Origin of the sequence: Rhodococcus jostii RHA1 (assembly GCF_000014565.1) — a bacterium.
Classification (GTDB): domain Bacteria; phylum Actinomycetota; class Actinomycetes; order Mycobacteriales; family Mycobacteriaceae; genus Rhodococcus_F; species Rhodococcus_F jostii_A.
Map to the genome: position 1 here is coordinate 277,548 of NC_008268.1, position 18,190 is coordinate 295,737.

The following is an 18,190-nucleotide window of genomic DNA, read 5'->3' on the forward strand; positions in this document are numbered from 1 at the left end:
GTGGATACCAGGAACAGGAGCGACGCGACCGTTCGCAGTCGGCCCGACGCCTTCCCGCTGACGCCCGTGCAGCGCGGAATCTGGCTGGCCCAGCGCCTCGCCCCCGACGTCCCGAGGTGCATTGCGCAGTACGTCGAGGTGCGCGGCGCTCTGGATCTCGCGGCCCTCGACGACGCGTCGGTCACTGCGGGTCGTGAGTTCCAGTCGGCGTTCCTGCGGGTGTTCGAGATCGACGGGCAGCCGTTCCAAATCGTCGACCCGACCATCGAGCTGTCGACCGGATATGTCGACCTCGGAGACGAGCCGGACCCCGTCGCGGCGGCCCACGCGTGGATGACGCGGGACTACACCGCGCCGCTCGATCCGACGCGGGACCGGCTGGCGACGTCGACGGTGTTACAAATCGGTGACGATTGCTACTTGTGGTACAGCAGAATTCACCATGTCGCACTGGACGGTTACGGAGCGATGACGCTGGTGAACCGAATCGCCGCCCTGTACACCGCGCGTGTGGAGGCACGGACGCCGCAACCTGCCGGTGCCGCAGATCTGCGCACCCTTCACCGTCTCGACGAGGAGTATCGGTCGTCGAGGCACTACGAGTCCGATCGGGCGTATTGGCGGGACCGCCTCGCCGGTCTCCGTTCCAACTCGAGCCTGTCGCCGACAGTGGCACCCGCCGTCGCGGACAGCATTCTCGAGAAGACCCTGCTGTCGACGGCCGCGACGGAGCGACTGGACCGTTCCGGCGAACGGCTCGGCACGCCGCCGGCGACCGGAGTGATCGCCGCCTTCGCCACGTATCTCGCCCGGATGACCGGACAAGACGACGTGGTCGTCGACCTCCCGGTGTCGGGCCGCACCACCACACTGCTGCAGCGATCGGGCGGGATGCTCGTCGGGCTCGCTCCGCTGCCGGTGGCAACCGCACCCGACGACACCGTGGCTTCCCTCACCCGCCGGGTACACCACGAAATATTGGGTGCTCTTCGTCATCAGCGGTTCACGCTGGAGGACATCCGGCGCGAGACCGACGCGGCGGAATCGCTGTGCGGGCCGATGGTCAACGTCATGCTCTTCCACCGCCGGATCCAGTTCGGACCGCTCACCGGAGACTTTCACGTGGTCACGTCGGGGCCGGTGGAGGATCTGCTGGTCAATGTGTACCGCACCACCGCTGCCGGGCGGACGGTCATCGAGTTCCGCGGGAACCCCCACCGCTACTCCCGGGACGAATTGGCTCGTCACCATCGGTCGTTCGTGGGCCTCCTCGAGGAGTTTCTCGCGGCGGATCCCGGCGATCCCGTGGCCGAGGTGCACACGGAGTCCGCACATGAGGGAGATCGGATCCACAGGCGCACAGCACATCTGGACTACTGGCGGACGATGCTCACCGACCTGGCCCACGACACACCTCTTCCCCGCGACCACACCCGCCGAGCAGGTACCGTCGACGGCCGGCGAGAGCACGTCGAGGCGCACGTGACCGCGGACCTGCATCACCGGATCGAGACCCTCGGACGGGACTGCCCGTTCGCCACGTACACCGTCACGCATGCGGCCGTCGCGGCACTGCTCGCTCGTCTCGGCGGGGTCCGCGACGTCGTCCTCGGGACACCCGCGGGCTCAGGCGGATGGCCTCTGGTTCTGCGTATGCGGGTCGACGGCACCGAATCGTTCACCGAGCTCGTCGAGCGCGCACGTACGACCGAACTCGGTGCGTTCACGCACGCCGACGTCAGCTTCGACGAGATCGCCGCCGCACTCGCGATTCCAGCAGCATCTGCGGGCCGGCACCCGTTCCAGGTCGGGTTCGACTTGCAGACCAGCGATCACCCTCACGAACCCGACAGCCGGTCCGACGAGGGCGCCGACCTCTGGATCCACATCGTCGAACATCCCGGACGCGCCGGGCTCGACCTCCGACTGACCTTCGCGCGGGAGCTTTTCGAGCCGTCGACGATCCGCGGATTCGCCGACCGTCTGGTCCGGGTGCTCGACCAGGTCACAGCGCACCCCGACATCCCGATCGCGGATCTGGACCTGTTGAGTTCCGCCGAATGGCGCCGGCTCGTACCCGCGCGCGGCGATCCGGGAGTTCCGCCGCGCACGCTGCCCGAAATCCTGGCAAATGCGGCACACCGCGACCCCGACGCGATCGCCGTCGTCGACGCTGCTGGTGACGGTACCGGCATCACGTACCGTCAGCTGGACGCGGAATCCACCCAGCTCGCTCGCGTTCTCCTCTCCCGGGGCGCCGGCCCTGAAACCGTCGTCGCTCTCGCGCTCCCGAGATCCGCTGATCTCGTCCGCGCCGTGTGGGCAGTCGCGAAATCCGGGGCCGCCTTCCTGCCCGTCGATCCCGGATACCCCGAAGCCCGCATCGCGCACATGCTCACCGATTCCGGTGCGAATCTCGGGGTCACGGTCAGCCGCCACCGGGGCGACCTACCCGGTGACGTCGAGTGGATCGAACTACACGACCGCAACGCCGACGACACCACTTCCGTCCGCACCAGTACACCGGTCGGCGACGCCGACCGCCCCCGGCCGCTGCGGTGGGACCACCCGGCCTATCTCATCTACACGTCAGGATCGACCGGCGTCCCCAAAGGGGTGGTGGTGACCCACCGCGGGATCGCGAATCTGATCGCCGCACAGATTAAAGGGCTCGACGTGCCGCCCACCGGGCGGGTGGCCCAGTTCGCGTCCCCGAGCTTCGACGCCTCCCTGTTCGAACTGCTCGCGGCTGTCGGATCCGGTGCGCGCGTGGTGATCGTCCCGCCCGAAGTGGTCGGGGGTACGGAACTGGAGCGAGTACTCACCGACTATCAGGTGACCCACGCCGTCCTCACTCCGACCACGCTCGCCACGCTCGAACCACGTGGCGCGCCGACCCTGTCGCATCTCACCGTCGCCGGCGAGGTCTGCCCGCCAGAAGTCGTATCCACATGGGCGCCGGGGCCGCGCGTCGTCAACGCCTACGGGCCCACCGAGGCGACGATCATGTCGACCATCAGCGCACCGTTGGTGCCGGATGAGCCGGTCAGCCTCGGAGCGCCGGCATGCGGGTTCGAGGTCGTCGTGCTCGACGACCGGCTGCACCCGGTTCCGCCGGGCACCGTAGGCGAGCTGTACCTCGCGGGCCCAGGCCTCGCGCGCGGATACCGAAACCGTGCCGGACTCGATGCCGTACGTTTCGTGGCCGCGCCCTTCGGGTCGCCGGGGACGCGGATGTACCGGACCGGCGATCTCGTGCGATGGCGCGTCCGGCACGGGGAGGATCCATCCGCTGCCCTCGACCTCGCCTACGTCGGGCGCAGCGACTTCCAGGTAAAGGTCCGCGGTTTCCGCATCGAACTCGGGGAGATCGAGGCAGTCCTGCGTGCCGACCCGAGCGTGGGGTTCGCTGTCGCAACTGCCGCGACCGACCCGAACACGGGAGATGCCGCGGTGATCGCCTACGTTCACCCGGCAGAAGGGCGGCGCGTCGACGTCGGGGAAATGCACCGTCGGCTCGCGCGCACACTGCCCGCGCACATGCTCCCTGCCGCGGTCGTCCCCCTCGACGTCATTCCGCGCACCCCGAGTGGCAAGCTGGACCGTGCCGCGCTCCCGGCGCCGACGTTCGCCCCGCGGAGCGGCGCCGGCCACCGGCCGCGCACGCCAACGGAAGAGACGGTCGCGTCGGTGTTCGAGACCGTGCTCGGTGTCACGGGTGTCGGTGTGGACGACGACTACGTCGATCTCGGCGGAGGTTCCCTGGCGGCGACCCGGGTGGTGGCACGGCTGAATTCCGCCCTGGAAACCTCGCTGGACGTCCGTGATCTCTTCGAGCACCCGACGGTCGCCGCACTCGCCGATATCGTCGAGAGCCGGCGCGGCGATGGCTCCGAGCGGCCTCCCCTCCGCCGGTTCCCCCGCCCCGCCAGGATTCCGCTCTCCCCGGCGCAGGAACGGATGTGGTTCGTCAACCAGTACGACCCGCACTCCCCGGCCTACGACATTCCGCTGGTCGTCCGGCTCACCGGTCACCTCGACGTCGGTGCCCTCGAAGCAGCGATCGCAGACGTCGTCGAACGGCACGAGTCGCTCCGCACGGTGTACCCGACCTCGGACGACGGACCACATCAGGTGATCCTGCCCGCGGAACGGGCGCTGCCCCGGGTCGAGACCGTGCGGGTCGACGGTCCGACCGGCCTCGACGCACACGTCGCCGGGGCCGCGGCCGCGCCGTTCGACGTCACCGTCGACGCGCCGCTCCGAGCATCTCTGTTCACGATCGGTGACACCGACCACGTGCTGGCCCTGGTGATCCATCACATCGCGGCCGACGGTGCGTCGGCTGGTCCGCTCGCTCGTGACCTCTCCGCCGCCTATCGTGCCCGGGTCGAGGGACGCGCCCCCGCCTGGGAACCGCCGGCCGTGCAGTACGTGGACTACGCCTTGTGGCAACACGCACTGTTGGGTCGGCCCACCGATCCCGACAGCCTCGCGTCGCGGCAACTCGACTATTGGAGTGAGTCGCTCCGGGGATCGCCGCCCCTTCTCGCGCTGCCGACCGACCGTCCGCGCCCACAGCGGCGGTCCCTGCACGGCGGCCGAGTGGACTTCCACCTGCCTCCGGAGTTGCACGCCGGCATGCGGGCACTGTCCCGAACCTGCACGTCCACACTCTTCATGACGTGTCACGCGGCGCTGGCAGTCGTGCTCGCCCGGCTCGCCGGCACCTACGATGTGAGCATCGGCACCCCGGTCGCGGGACGTGGGGAGCCCGCACTCGACGACGTGGTGGGCATGTTCGTCAACACGCTCGTGCTGCGCACCCGCATCGATCCCGAGGCGGGCTTCGCGGACACCGTACGCACTGTGCGGGATGTGGACCTGGGCGCGTTCGCACACGCCGACTATCCGTTCGAGAAGTTGGTGGACTCCCTCGAACCCGAACGCACGGACAGTCGTTCACCGTTGTTCCAGGTTCTTCTCGAGTTCCAGAACGTCCTGCCTGCCGGACACGAGGCGCGGGAGCTCGACCTGCCCGGTCTGCACGTCGCGGCCGTCGGCTACGACCCGAAGATCTGTAAATTCGACCTGCAGGTGTGGCTCAGTGAACGCCGCGATGACGGCGGGGCGCCGCAGGGAATCGACGGCAGAATCGTATACGCCACCGATCTGTTCGACGAAGAGACGGTGCGTGGGCTCGCCGACCGGCTCGTCCGCGTCCTGAATATCGTGACCACGGAGCCGGACACCGTGGTGGGGAACATCGATCTGCTCACCGACCGGGAACGTGACGTCGCCCTCCGTTCGTGGACCGCACCGGACGAACCGGGCCCCGCGACGACGCTGCCCGCGGAGTTTGCCCGGACGGCGGCACGGCAACCAGACGCCGTCGCGGTGTCGTTCGCGGGTGACACGCTGTCGTACGGCGAACTCGCCGACCGGGTGAACCGAATCGCCCGGCTGCTCCACGATCACGGAGCGGAACCGGAACGCCTCGTCGCCGTGGCGATTCCCCATTCGATGGACTACGTCGCCGTCACACTGGGCGTGCTCGCGGCAGGCGGCGCGTGCCTACCACTCGATCCCGGATGGGCGTCGCCCACGCAAACCTCCCGGACGATCCCTGACATCGCGATATTTGTGACGATATCCGCTGTGGAAGAACATCTTCCCCACGGTCACGTTCCCACCCTCGTCCTCGACGCGCCCGGCACCGTCGCCGACCTCGCGCGCAGGTCGGGTCACCCCCTCACCGCCGTCGACGTCGGCGCCGGTCCCAGCCCGGACACCGCCGCCTACGTCCTGCTCACACGCGGGTCGACCGCGCTGCCGAAACCGGTATCGGTGACTCACCGCGCAGTGCTGTCGGCACTGGCACGTCCCGCCGTCCCGGCCGGCGAGGTCTGGGCAATGGTCCCGACCTTCGCGCCGGGCGTCACCGTCCTGACCCCGTGGAGCGCATTCCTCCATGGAGGTCGGCTGGAGGTGGTCGACGACGCCACTGCCTCCGCACCGTCCGCCCTGGCCGACCTGTTGCACCGCCGCGGCGTGAACATGGTCGCCCAGACCCCGGCCGCGTACGAGCACCTGTCCCGAGCAAGGGAATCCGCGCCGGCGGCGGACGAACTTCGCTCGGTCCTGCTCACCGGTGACCCCGTCGACGCCGCGGTCGTGGCTGCCCCTGAAGTTGTCGCCGTCTACGCGTCCGTGGAGGCCGTCTGGTTCGCCGCCGCCACCGATCGTGCACCGGAAGCCGGTGCCGACCGGATGGAATACCGGCCCGCGCGAGGACGAAGATTCGCGGTCCTCGACGACCGCCTCGCGCCTGTCCCACCCGGCGTCGTCGGTGAGTTGTACATCGGTGGACCCACGCTCGCTCGTGGCTACCATCGCCGGGCCGCAGCGACGAGCACCCACTTCGTGGCGAGTCCCTTAGGCCCGCCCGGCGAACGCATGCTCCGCACCGGCGATGCCGCTTGCCTCACGCCGACCGGAGGCCTGAACATTCTGTGGCGCCGCGATTTCCAGTCCGAACTGCGCGGATACCGCATCCCGCTCGGCGACATCGACACCGTCCTCACCGCGCACCCGCAGGTCGCGAATGCCGTCACCGTCGACCACACCCCTCGCGCCGGAAAGCCCGCCCTTGTGACGTATGTCGTGCCGGCACCCGGATCGACGACGACCATCTCCGAGGTCCGCGCCCACGCCGCCATGATCTTGCCCCCGCCCTGGGTCCCGGGCGCGGTCGTCGTCCTCGACCGACTGCCCGTCACCGAGACGGGGGACGTCGACCTCGACGCCCTTCCCGTTCCCGAGGAGCTGCGGCACGCACCCGTCTACCACGCCCCGGCCACCCCGACCGAGAAGACGGTGTCGAGGGTGATCGCCCAGGTTCTCGGTATCGGTGGCGTCGGTGTCGACGACAACTTCTTCGAACTGGGTGGCACGTCGCTCGACGCGGCGAAAGTGGTCGCCCGAATCGATTCGGCGTTCGGAACCAGGATCGGAATCCGCTCCCTCTTCGAGGCGCCCACGGTACGCGGACTCGCCACCGTCCTCGATGCGAGCGAGGTGCACCCGGACAGACCCGCCCTGGGACCACGGGCCCATACCGAACCCGCACCGGTGTCGTTCGCGCAGCAGCGTATGTGGTTCGTCAACCAGTTCGACGTGACGTCGGCCGTCTACAACGTTCCGATGGTGGTCCGGCTGACCGGTCTCCTCGACGTCCCCGCGCTACACGCTGCCCTGATCGACGTCCTCGTGCGGCACGAACCGTTGCGGACCCTCTACCCCTTGACCGACACCGGACCGGTGCAGGTCGTCGTCCCCGCCGAGAGCGTGCCGGTCGATCTGGCACCGATTCCCGTGGCCGACGCAGCGCGTGTCTCCGGCCTCGTCGACGAAGTCGTCGCCGAGGGGTTCGACGTCACGGTCCGTCCGCCGGTACGCGTCCGACTGTGGCAACTCGACGACCACGCCCATGTCCTGGCCGTCGTCGTGCACCACATCGTCGCCGACGGGTCCTCGCTGGCTCCCCTGGCGCGCGACCTCTCCACCGCGTACACCGCGCGCCGCGTCGGCCGTGCTCCCGTGTGGGAGCCGTTGCCCGTCCGGTTCTCGGATTTCGCGGTGTGGCAGCGGGAGGTCCTCGGATCCGTGACCAACCCGGCGTCGCCGGTGGCACGGCAACTCGACTTCTGGCGCACGGCGCTCGCCGATCTTCCCGAACGGTTGGAGTTGCCGCTGGATCGGCCACGTCCCGCCACCGCGTCGTACCGGGCCGCAGCGGTGCCGTTCGTGATGCCCGAAAGGACGCACCGCCGGCTCATCGACTTCGCCCGTGCCCACGACACGACGACTTTCGTCGTCATCCACGCGGCCCTGGCCGTATTGCTGTCCCGGCTCGCCTCCACCACGGACGTCGTCGTCGGATCGCCGACCGCCGGCCGCGGCGAACAGACACTCGATCCCCTGGTCGGTATGTTCGTCGGCACTCTCGTTCTGCGCACGACCGTCGATCCGGCGTCACCGTTCGGTGCCGTCGTGGCGGCGGTGCGCGACGCCGATCTGGCGGCCTTCGCGCACGCCGACATCCCGTTCGAAACCCTCGTGGACGAACTTCACCCACCGCGTTCGGCGGCCCTTCATCCGTTGTTCCAGGTCATGCTGTCGTTCCAGAACATCGAGCCACCATGCCTCGGATTGCCCGGCCTCGAGGCTCATGTCACGGACCTCGAGCCCCGGGTGTCGCCGTTCGACCTGAATGTGGTGGTGCGTGAACAACCGGCCGAGGACGGTTCGCTTACGGGTATCAGCGGGCAGATCGTCTATGCCACCGACCTGTTCGACGCCGGCACGATCCGTGCCTTCTCCAGCCGGCTCCTTCGGGTGATCACCGCCGCCCTGACGAATCCCGAGACGGTGGTGGGCGACGTCGACATCCTCGACGACGCCGAACGCGGGCTCGTCCTCGACCGGTGGAACGCCACGGCCCACGACCTTCCGGCCACGACGATCGTGGACCTGTTCGAGGCCCAGGTCGCTGCGACACCCGATGCCCCGGCCGTCCGCGGGGAGGATCGAATCCTCACCTACGCCGAACTCGACACCTGGTCCACCCGGCTGGCGCACTCCTTCCTCGCACGCGGCATCGGCACCGAATCCATAGTGGCCCTGGTCATCCCGCGATCCGTCGAGATGCTCGCCGCAATGTACGCGGTGGTCAAGTCCGGTGCTGCGGTGCTCGCACTCGATCCCAGCCACCCCACCGACCGCATCGAATCACTGATCCAATCCGCGTCGGCGGCTCTCGTCGTCACCACCGGCGACGCCGATGTACCCGTTCCCACCGGACTTCCGGTGGCACGGTTCGACGACATCGACCACGAGGCCCGAGACACAGCACCAGTGACCGACGTGGACCGCGGCGCATCACTGCACCCCGACAACCTGGCCTACGTGGTCTACACATCGGGCTCGACCGGCGCACCCAAAGGCGTGGCGGTATCCCACGCGGCGATAGCGAATCAGCTGGCCTGGTCGCAGGCACAGCTCCCGATACACGAGCACGACCGCACCGTACAGAAGGCGCCGATCGCCTTCGACGTTGCCATCTGGGAGTGTTTCGCGGCTCTGTGTTCAGGAAGCGTCCTGGTCCTCCTGCCGCCGGATCGGCAGTTCGACCTCGACTATCTGTCCGGCCTCCTCGACGACATGCAGATCACAGTGGTGGAGTTCGTGCCCTCCCTACTCGACGTGTTCGTCAACGATCATCGGCACTCCTTCCCAGGGTCCCTGCGCCGGGTCCTGACCGGGGGTGAGGCGATCAGTGCACGGACGGCGAGCAGCGTGCTCGCGCAGGGTGTCCGCCTCGGCAACATGTATGGTCCCGCGGAGGCGGCCGTGACAGCGACGTACCACGACGTCGCAGCCGCTCGAGCTGCCACCACTGTGCCCATCGGGTCGCCGGTGTGGAATACACAGGTGTACGTCGTCGACGGTCGGCTGCACCCCGTCGTCCCCGGGGTGACCGGCGAAATGTATCTCGGCGGGGCTCAGTTGGCGCGGGGGTATCTCGGCAGGCCCGGGATCACGGCCGGACGGTTCGTCGCGAATCCGTTCGGCGCCCCAGGCTCCCGCATGTACCGAACCGGAGACCTGGCCCGCTGGAACCCCGATGGACAGCTGGACTACCACGGTCGCACCGACTTCCAGGTTCAGCTCCACGGCTACCGCGTCGAGCCCGGCGAGGTCGAATCCGCCCTCCTGCGTCACCCCGGGATCGCGCAGGCCGTGGTAGTGCCGCGAGCCGATCGCAACGGCGCACACCACCTCGTCGGATATGTCGTCCCCGTCCCCGGCATCGACGTAGCAGAGGAGGAACTGCTCGATCACACGAGGTCACTTCTTCCCTCGCACATGGTTCCGTCCGCGGTGATCTCACTGTCCACGCTGCCGTTGACGCCCCACGGGAAGGTCGACCGGAACGCGCTTCCGATCGTCGACTTCACGACCCGCGCCGCGGAATTCCGCTCGGCCGGAACAGCTGTCGAAGAGTCGTTGGTAACCCTCGTCCGCGACGTGCTCGGCCTCGAGTCCGTAGGTGTCGACGACTCGTTCTTCGCGCTCGGTGGCGACAGCATCATGGCGATCCAGTTGGTGGCACGCGCGAAGACCGCCGGGCTGGCACTCACTCCGCGGGATGTGTTCGAGTACAAGACGATCGCCCGGCTCGCGCGCGCGATCTCGACACGGCCGGAACCGCGCGCGGTCCTCTCCGAACTTCCGGGCGGAGGGATCGGCTCCTTCCCGCTGCCACCGGCGGCGCGGTGGTTGCTCGAGCGCGGGGGCGACCTCGACACGTTCTGCCAATCGGTCCTGCTCACCGCCCCACCCGACCTGAACACCGACACTCTCACCGCCACCGTGCAGACGGTCCTCGACCACCACGACATGCTTCGGGCCCGGCTCCGGCGCGGGACAACGGACGAAGACACGGTGTTGGAGGTCGTGGCCGCCCACCAGGCTCCACGGGTCGAGTCGCTGATCCGCCGGGTCGCACTCGATGATCCGGCCGACCTGAAGGGCCGGGCCGAGGTCGAGTCCCGTGCTGCCGCCACACGTTTGGATCCCGAGAACGGGATCATGCTCCAACTCGTCTGGCTCGACCCCCACACCCAACCCGGACACCTCCTCCTCACCATCCACCACCTCGCCATCGACGGCGTCTCCTGGCGCATCCTCATCCCCGACCTCGCCACCGCCCACCACGCCCACACCACCGGCACCACCCCCACACTCCCACCCGTCACCACAAGCGCCCGCCGCTACGCCCACGCCCTCACCGACACCACCACCCACCACACCCACGAACTCCCCCACTGGCGCACCATCCTCACCACCCCCGACCCCCCACTCGGCACCAGACCCCTCGACCCCACCCACGACACCGAACACACCACCACCCACACCACCACCGAACTCCCACCCCACACCACCCACACCCTCCTCACCACCCTCCCCACCACCTACCACTGCGGCATCGACGACGCCCTCCTCACCGCCCTCGCCCTCGCCGTCACCACCTGGCGCCACCGACACCACACCCCCACCCACACCCTGCTCGTCACCATCGAAGGCCACGGCCGCACCAACACCCACATCCCCGGCGCCGACCTCACCCACACCCTCGGCTGGTTCACCACCATCCACCCCGCCCTCCTCGACCTCACCGACATCGACCTCCACGACGCCCTCACCGGCGGACCCGCCACCGGACACGCCCTCACCACCATCAAAGAACAACTCCACAACACCCCCGACCACGGCACCGGATACGGCCCCCTCCGCTACCTCAACCCCCACACCGCAACACAACTCCGCAACCTCCCCCAACCCCAAATCACCCTCAACTACCTCGGCCGATTCGACTACCCGCCGTCACGTCCGGAGGCGGGCTGGATGCCCGTGACGGATGTGGATCTCAGCCGACGACCCGACTCGGACCTTGCTGCTGCAGCCGTCCTGACAATCGATGCCGCGACGGTCGTCACGGAGGGCGCTGCACGGCTGACGGCTACATGGTCCTACGCCGCCGGTGTCCTTGCCGCAACCGATGTCGACGACATCACCGAGCTGTGGACCGAAGCGCTCACCGCCCTCGCCGACCACATCAGCCGACCCGGCGCCGGCCGGCTCACCCCCAGCGACCTCGACCTCGTCCACCTCGACCAACCCGCCCTCGACGCACTCCACCACCACTACCCCACCCTCACCGACGTCTGGCCCCTCACCCCCTTGCAGGCCGGTCTACTGTTCCACGCCGAACTCGGCGGCCCCGCTGCCGACGCATACGTCGTCCAACTCGTCCTCGACATCAGCGGACCCCTCGACGCCGACCGTCTACGCGACGCCGGGGCAGCCTTGCTCGGTCGTCATCCGAACCTGGGCGCGGCCTTCACTCACACGGCGGACGGCACACCGGTACAGGTCGTGACGACCACTGCTCTCGCCTGGGCGCACCACGACGTCACCACCGCACACCGTCCCGCCGCAGAACTCGGCGACATCGTCACCGCGGACCGCGCCGCGCCGTTCGACCCGGCCGAGCCGCCTCTCCTGCGATTCACCCTCGTGACGACCGGCCCCGACGACCACCATCTGGTGCTCACCAACCATCATCTGGTACTCGACGGCTGGTCCACCCCACTACTGCTGCACGAACTTCTCCAGCTCTATGAGAGCCACGCGGATCCCGATGCGCTTGCGCCGGTGCGGCCGTACCGTGATTTCCTCGAATGGCTGGGCACACGCGACGTCTCGGCGTCCGTCGCCGCGTGGGGTCGTGCGCTCGAGGGTGTCGAGGACGCTACGCGGCTCGCACCGGGCCTCGAACCTCACCGGGATCCGGGTCCCTGCGCGGAGCGCGTGGTGGCACTGACGGCCGCCGAGACGGATGCGTTGCGGACCGTGGCCCGCACCCACGACCTCACCCTCCACACCATCATCGACACCGCCTGGGCCCTCGTCCTCGCCACCCACACCGGCACCACCGACATCACCTTCGGCACCACCGTCTCCGGACGCCCACCCCACATCCCCGGAATCGAAACCATGATCGGACTCTTCATCAACACCATCCCCGTCCGCATCACCCTCCACCCCACCGACACCCTCACCACCCTCCTCACCCGCACCCACACCACCCACACACAACTCCTCGACCACCACCACCTCCCCCTCACCCACATCCCCAACCCCCACGCCACCACCTTCGACACCATCACCGTCCACGAGAACTACCCCCACCACACCACCACCCCACCCACCGACCTCACCATCACCACCACCTCCGCCACCGACGCCACCCACTACCCCCTCGCACTCGCCGCCACCACCGACACCACACTCCACCTGCGGGGCATCTTCCAGCTGTCGGCATTCGACGCCGACAGCGTCGACGCGATCCTCGGACAACTGGCGCGTGTGCTCGTCGCCATGGGATCCGACGCGTCCCTGCCGATCGCCCGCCTGAACCTTCTCGATGCTGCGGAGCAGCGAGCCGTGGTGCCCGCCCTGGGTGAGGCGGCCGACGAGCCGCGGACCCTGGGCGCGATCCTCGGGGACGCCGCCGAGCGCTCGCCCGACGCCGTCGCCGTAGACGACGGGGCCCGCCGGCTGACGTATGCCGAACTCGAGGCCCGCGCATTGCTCCTTGCCGACCGTCTCGTCGAGTCGGGTGTGGGTCCGGAAAGTGTGGTCGCCATCGCGATACCGCGGTCCCTCGAGTCAGTCCTCGCAGTCTGGGCCGTCGCCGGAACCGGCGCCGCGTTCGTGCCCGTCGACCCGACGTATCCGCAGATCCGCATCCAGCACATGGTCGCCGATTCCGGAGTCCTCGTCGGGCTCACCACGAGCAGTCGTCGCGACGCGCTGCCGGACACCGTCACGTGGATCGACATCGAGGGCACGGGTGCCGGCCGGCTACCACACGCCGGTGTTTCGGAGGCTTGTCCGGCGCCAACGATCCGCCCCGACAACGCGGCGTACCTGATCTATACGTCCGGCTCCACGGGGGTTCCGAAAGGTGTGGTGGTCGGTCATCGTGGAGTGAACTCTCTCGCAACCACGTTGCGCGAGTGTACCGGGGTGACAGCAGCGTCCCGGGTGGCGCATTTCGCGTCTCCCAGCTTCGACGCGTCGGTACTCGAGTATCTGCTCACGTGGTCCGCGGGAGCCACGGCGGTGATCGTGCCCACCACGATCTACGGCGGGGATGAACTGCGTCGGCATCTCGCCGACAGCCGGGTGACCCATGCTTTCCTGACCCCCACGACGCTGACTGCCCTGGACCCGGACGGCCTGGACGACCTCGAGTGCGTCGTGACCGGCGGTGAGAAGTGCACCCCCGAGGTGATTCGCCGGTGGTCTCCGCACTGTCGACTCATCAACGCGTACGGACCGACGGAAAGTACCGTAGCGGCGGATATTTCGGACGATCCGGCCGCCGACGGTGCGAATGTGATCGGCGGCCCGATCCGCGGCGTCACCGAGGTCGTACTCGACGCTCGAATGCAACCGGTCCCGATCCGGGCCCGGGGCGAGTTGTACATCGCGGGTGACGCGATCGCCCGCGGATACCACGGCAAGCCCGCACTCACCGCCACCCGTTTCGTGGCCGATCCGTTCGGCCCACCGGGCGGTCGCATGTATCGAAGCGGTGATGTCGTCCGCTGGAACACCGGACGCGAAGGGTCTGCCGTCCTCGAGTACCTGGGTCGCACCGACTCTCAAGTGAAGGTGCGGGGGTACCGGATCGAACCCGGCGAGATCGACGCGGTGCTGTCCGGTCATCCGGCGGTCACGTTCAGCGCGACCCTCCCCTCGACGGGCGGCCCGGACACGACCGATCAGGACGCGACACTGATCTCCTACGTGACGACCGCCGGTGCGGCCGGGCCCCGAGAACTCCGCGACTACCTGGCCGGTCGGCTTCCCGCACAGCTCGTTCCGTCCGCGGTCATCGAGATCGACGTGGTTCCGCGGACGCCGTCGGGCAAGCTCGACCGCGACGCACTCCGCGCCCTCCGATCCACCCCGCTCCCCGCGCAGGTGTCGGCGGCCAACCCACTCGAACAGACCGTCGCGGAAACCCTCGCCGCGGCACTCGACCTGTCGAGTCTGGGAGTGGACGACGACTTCTTCGCGGCAGGTGGAGACTCGCTGACGGCGACCCGGGCCGTCGCCCGTGTGAACACGACCCTGCATACCGACCTCGCCGTACGGAGCCTGTTCGAGGCCCCCACGCCGCGCGCTCTGGCGCGGCTGCTCCTGGACGACACACAATCGGAGCCGCGCCCCCCGTTGACCGCCGCCGCGCAAGAACCGGAGTACGCACCGCTCTCGCCTGCCCAGCAACGCATCTGGTTCCTCAACCAATACGACACCACCACCCCCACCTACAACATCCCCCTCACCCTCCACCTCACCGGCCACCTCGACACCACCGCCCTCCACCACGCCCTCACCGACCTCATCCACCGCCACCAACCCCTCCACACCACCTACCCCCTCCACCACGGACACCCCACCCAACACATCCACCCCCACCCCACAACCCCACCACTCACACCCACCCCCACCACCGAAACCCAACTCCCCCACCACATCAACACCGACACCACCCAACCCTTCGACCTCACCACCGACACCCCCCTCCACACCCACCTCTACCAACTCGACAACACCCACCACACCCTCACCCTCGTCCTCCACCACATCGCCGCCGACGGCCACTCCCTCACCCCACTCACCCACGACCTCACCACCGCCTACACCGCCCACACCCACCACCAACCACCCCACCCCACACCCCTACCCCTCACCTACACCGACTACACCCACTGGCAACACCAACTCCTCGGCACACCCCAACACCCCACCCCCACCACCCACACCCAAACCACCTACTGGACCACCACACTCACCAACCTCCCCGACACCCTCCCCCTCCCCACCGACCGACCCCGACCCACCCACCGCACCCACCACGGGGAGTCCATCCGCTTCGAGATCCCCGCCGACGTACACCACCGCCTGCGTGCGCTGGCGCGGAGTACCGGGGCGACCACGTTCATGACTCTGCATGCGGCCTTCGCCGCGCTGCTCGCGCGCCTGTGCGACACGGACGACGTCGTCATCGGCACCCCCGTCGCCGGCCGCCCCGATCCCCGGCTGGACCAACTCGTCGGCATGTTCGTCGGGACGCTCGTCCTCCGGACCCCGGTCGACTCGGCCGGTTCGTTCCGCGAAGTCCTGACCAGAACCCGCGACGCGGACCTCGGTGCATTCATGCACGCCGACCTGCCCTTCGAGATGCTTGTCGACATCCTGGCACCGGAGCGGTCCACGACGCACACACCGTTGTTCCAGGTCCTGATCGACTATGGGACCGAGGTACCACTCCACCTCGAACTGCCGGACCTGACGGTAACGGTCGCCGAGGACACTCCGCCCCTCGCGAAGTTCGACCTTCAGCTCACCCTCCGCGAGCATGCGGACGCCGCGAACCCCGGCCTGTCGGCCGCGTTCACCTATGCCACCGACATCTTCGACCGCACCACCGTCGAGGGTGTCGCCGCGCGCTTCCTCCGGCTCCTCGACTCGGTGACCGCGGACCCCGGCCGGCCAGTCGGGGACGTCGACCTCCTCGACGCCACCGAACGGACCGCGCTGACGACCGGGTCGAGCACACCTTCGCCGCCGGCGGAGCCAGTCGAGGCCATACTCGCCGACCGGTTCACTCGGTCCGTCCGCCGCTTCGCCGACGAATCGGCGCTGACCGATACCGGCGAAACGCTCACCTACGCGGCACTCGGTGCCCGCGTCTACCGACTCGCCCGGCATCTCGTCGAACTGGGCGCCGCCCCCGACACGGTCGTCGCCGTAGCACTGCCACCCTCAATCGATCTGGTCGTCGCCCTGCTGGCCGCACAGCAAGCGGGAGCCGGCTACCTCGCCCTCGACGTCGGTCACCCGGCCGACCGGCTCGACGCCACGATGTCCGACGCCGCCCCGGTGTGTCTCGTCTCCACGACCGACCACGCGGCCCGACTGCGGCGGAACCTTCCCACCGTGCTCGCCGACGACGCGGACACACGCGCACACCTGCTGGATCTGTCGCCGGATCCGATCACCGATCCCGAGAGACGGGCCGCGCTCACCCCCGACGCGGTCGCGTACGTCGTGTACACGTCGGGGTCGACCGGACGCCCGAAAGGTGTCGTGGTGACACACCGTAATCTCACGACACTGTTCGACAACACCCGGACTGCGTTCGATTTCGCCGAGACCGACGTGTGGACGCTCTTCCACTCGGCCGCCTTCGACTTCTCGGTATGGGAGTTGTGGGGCGCCCTCCTGCACGGGGGCCGACTGGTCATCGTCGACACCGTCACCGCCCGCGCACCCGACGAGTTCCTGAGCCTGCTCCGCCGCGAGCGGGTGACGGTCCTGTGCCAGACTCCCACCGCGTTCGCCCAGTTGGCCACGGCGGAACGGAACCAGCCGACCGACCTGGCGTTGCGGTACGTCGTCTTCGGCGGCGAAGCCCTCGAGCACGGTCACCTCGTCGACTGGCTCGACCGGCACGATCACACCCGACCCCAGCTCGTGAACATGTACGGCATCACCGAGACCACCGTGCACGTGACCAGGCATCCCCTCGGCGACCCTCGTCCCGCTGCGCGGTCGGTCATCGGCCGGGCGATTCCGGGACTGCGCGTGTACGTCCTCGACCGGCGGCTCCACCCGGTACCCACCGGAGTGACCGGCGAGATGTACGTTGCCGGGAACCAGGTCACCCGTGGGTACCTGCACCGATCCGGGCTGACGGTGACCCGGTACGTGGCGGACCCGGCCGGGCGCGGAGGACGCATGTATCGCACCGGTGACCTCGCACGCTGGAACGCGCAGGGCCAACTCGAGTTCCTCGGACGTAGTGACGCCCAAGTTCAGCTACACGGCTACCGGATCGAGCCCGGAGAGGTCGAGGCCACGCTCGTCCGCCACCCGGATGTCGCACAGGCCGCGGTGTCGGTCCGGCCCGACGACCGAGGCACCGAGCGCCTGATCGGGTACGTCGTACCCGTCCGGGACGGTGAACAGACGAGGGCTGTCGACATCGATCGGGTCCTCGGCTTCGCCCGAACGATTCTCGCACCGCACATGGTGCCTGCGACGCTCGTGGTCCTGGACCGCCTGCCGCTGACCCCGAACGGCAAGCTCGATCGCCGACAGTTGCCCGCACCCGACTTCGCCGAACGCGTCTCTACAGGTCGCGCCCCGGTGACCGCGAGCGAGTTGGCCCTCGCCGAGATTTTTGCGGAGGTCCTCGGCGTGCCGTCCGTGAGTGCCGACGAGTCCTTCTTCGCACTCGGTGGCGACAGCATCATGGCGATTCAGTTGGTGTCCCGCGCCCACGAGGACGGTGTCTTCGTCACTCCCCGAGACATTTTCGAGCACCAGACCGTGGCCGCACTCGCCGAGGTCGCCGCCACCGTGAAGCAGGACGTGCTGGCCGAGCTTCCCGGCGGTGGCGTCGGGACCGCACCGCTCGTGCCGATCGCGCGGTGGTTGCTCGAGCGCGGGGGCGACCTCGACACGTTCTGCCAATCGGTCCTGC

At 68.7% G+C, this 18,190-nt stretch carries 1 protein-coding gene (running past one end of the window); it reads left to right on the plus strand.

Going from position 1 to position 18,190, the window contains the following annotated elements; translation table 11 throughout:
• Nucleotides 1–18,190 carry the 5' portion of a non-ribosomal peptide synthetase gene (locus tag RHA1_RS01180; RefSeq protein WP_011593531.1) on the plus strand. It continues 8,426 nt past the right edge of the window, so 18,190 of the gene's 26,616 nt are visible here — the first part of the coding sequence; the start codon lies at nt 1–3; its stop codon lies beyond the right edge, outside the window.